Origin of the sequence: Sphingobium indicum BiD32, assembly GCF_000382885.1 — a bacterium.
GTDB lineage: Bacteria > Pseudomonadota > Alphaproteobacteria > Sphingomonadales > Sphingomonadaceae > Sphingobium > Sphingobium japonicum_C.
Genome location: NZ_CAVK010000167.1, coordinates 1 through 2632, shown reverse-complemented (window position 1 = coordinate 2632; position 2632 = coordinate 1). Strand labels below are relative to the sequence as shown.

General features: G+C 60.8%; 3 protein-coding genes. 2 read left to right on the top strand and 1 reads right to left on the bottom strand.

The features are described 5' to 3' along the window. Window positions 1-91: 91 nt before the first annotated feature. Entirely contained in the window at window positions 92-214 is a 123-nt protein-coding gene (locus EBBID32_RS25155) for a hypothetical protein (RefSeq protein WP_006961386.1), read from the bottom strand. Between EBBID32_RS25155 and istA the strand changes: the two genes are divergently transcribed. Together istA and istB are read left to right on the top strand one after the other, a co-directional pair. Then, window positions 188-1690 carry an IS21 family transposase gene (gene istA / locus EBBID32_RS16540; RefSeq protein WP_156022598.1) on the top strand — a complete coding sequence of 501 codons (1503 nt, stop codon included), beginning with the start codon at window positions 188-190 and terminating at the stop codon, window positions 1688-1690. The two genes, EBBID32_RS25155 and istA, sit on opposite strands and share 27 nt — an antisense overlap. Beyond that, window positions 1687-2532, top strand: coding sequence for an IS21-like element helper ATPase IstB (gene istB, locus EBBID32_RS16535; protein WP_006961382.1), 846 nt, complete (start codon window positions 1687-1689; stop codon window positions 2530-2532). Before istA ends, istB begins: the two co-directional genes overlap by 4 nt. The last annotated feature ends 100 nt before the right edge of the window (window positions 2533-2632 follow it).

Genomic DNA, 2632 nt, shown 5'->3' with positions numbered 1-2632 from the left:
TGCCGCGCGACAATCAGGATGAGAGAGCAGCGTCAATCAAGATGAGAATCGCCACCTGCTGATGCGGCGTAGGGCGTAGCCCGGAGCCGGATCAGCAGGTGGCGATGTCGCCCTTTTTGGGGCGTTTCTGATGGTTGCGGCCGGTCAGGTATTCAAAGGCATAACTTCGCGAGAGGGGATGTCGTTCATGCCGGGCCGCCACGTCAACGATCATCAGATGAGGCTCTACATGAAGCTCCGACATACCCATGCCGTTCCGATCGCCGCCGCCAAGGCCAGTATCAGCACGGCGACCGCATATCGCATCGAGGGAGATCCTCGGCTTCCCTCGCAAAGGCAGGTCCAGCGAGAGCGGCGACGCCCGGACCCGTTAGCCGGGATCTTCGACGAGGATGTGGTCCCCATGCTCCAGGCTGCGCCTGGTTTGCGGTCAGTGGCAATTTTCGAGGAGATATGTCGCCGTCACCCTGAGCTTGATGGGAGCATTCGGCGCACATTGGAGCGACGGATCCGAACATGGCGGGCGATCCATGGTCCCGAGCAGGAAGTGATCTTCCGGCAGGTGCATGAGCCGGGACGGCTTGGCCTGTCGGACTTCACCGAGATGAACGATGAGCACGTAACGATCGTCGGCGTGCCGCTCGATCATCGCCTCTACCATTTTCGGCTGATATGGTCGGGCTTCGAACACGTCCATGTCATTCTGGGCGGCGAGAGCTATGTCGCGCTTGCAGAAGGGTTGCAAAACGCCCTGTGGGCCGTCGGCGGTGCCCCGGTTGAGCATCGCAGCGATAGCCTGTCGGCCGCGTTTCGCAACCTGGACGCTGATGCCCGGCAAGATCTGACGCTGCGATATGACGCGCTGTGCGAACATTATGGCATGACGCCGACGCGCAACAACCGCGGCGTTGCCCATGAGAATGGCGGGATCGAGAGCCCGCACGGGCATTTGAAGGCAGCAATAAAGGACGCGCTGCTGATGCGTGGTTCGCGAGACTTCGATGATCTGGCGAGTTACCGGCACTTCATCGACGAAGTCGTCAGCCGCAAGAACCGGCGCAACGGCCCACGCATAGACGCCGAGCGTGCGATATTGCAGCCCCTGCCTGGCGCGCGCACCAGCGATTATGAGGAGACGATCGTCACGGTCACCTCGACCAGCAGCTTCACGCTTCGTAAGGTGTTCTATACCGTGCCCTCACGGCTGATCGGGCATCGGCTGCGCGTTCGGCTTTACGATGATCGCCTCGATCTGTTCATCGGCGGCACTCACCTCATGACATTGCCGCGGGGGCGGTCGTTCAATAACGGCTCCCACGGCCATGTGGTCGATTATCGGCACGTCATCCATAGCTTGCGGCGCAAACCCATGGCGCTCCTGAAGTTGGTGTATCGTGACCAGCTGTTCCCACGGGAGCCTTATCGTCAGACCTTCGACCGGCTCATCGCCGCGTTGCCCGAACGGATCGCTTGCCGGCAGATGGTAGAGCTATTGGCAATGGCGCACGAAAGGGCCTGCGAAGCCGAACTTGCGGAACTGCTGGCCGCCGACGTGGCTGCTAACCGTCTCCCCGACATGGATGCCTTGCGGATACGCTTCGCTCCCGATCCAGCAGCGCTTCCCGACGTGGTGGTGGAACTGGTCCCCCTGGTCACCTATGATGTTCTCCTGACGGGAGAAGCCGCATGAGCCGGAACGCACCCGCTATCGACGCCCAGCGCCTGAGCCTCATCCTCAACGACCTGCGCCTGCCGGCAATCAAACTGATCTGGTCCGACTTTACCACGCGGGCCGACAAGGAAGGCTGGCCTGGCGCCCGTCTGCTTACGGCCCTCGCCGAGCATGAGATCGCAGAACGGGACCGACGCCGGATCGAAAGGCATCTGGGCGAAGCCCGCCTGCCACCTGGCAAGACTCTCGACAGCTTCGCCTTCGATGCAGTGCCAATGATCTCCCGCGCCCGGGTGACGGCGCTGTGTTCTGGTGATGGCTGGCTCGAAAAAGGCGCCAACCTCATCTTCTTTGGTCCACCGGGTGGGGGTAAAACCCATCTGGCAGCCGCAATCGGCCTTGCGTTGATCGAAAATGGCTGGCGCGTCCTGTTTACCCGCACCTCCGATCTGGTCCAGAAACTTCAGGTTGCCCGCCGTGAACTGGCGCTCGAAGCCGCGATAGCCAAACTCGACAAATATCATCTGCTGATCCTCGATGACCTCGCCTACGTGACCAAGGATCAGGCTGAAACGTCCGTCCTGTTCGAGTTGATCAGCGCACGGTACGAACGGCGTTCCACCCTCATCACCGCCAACCAGCCTTTTGGTGAATGGAACCGGGTCTTCCCCGATCCCGCCATGACGCTCGCCGCCGTAGATCGCCTCGTTCACCACGCGACAATCTTCGAGATGAATGTCGAGAGCTACCGCCGCCGCTCAGCGATCCAGCGACAATCATGCGCTGGTCGGCCACCGACCTTCGCGACAATCAAGTCCAACGAGGAAATGTCGCGCAGCGACAATCAAACCTGCAAGTAGCGCTTGCCAGCGTCAATCAAAGCAGGCACCACTTGAAAACCGCGACGATCAGTTCTCATCCTGATTGACGGAAACTTCTCATCCAGATCGCCGCGCCATA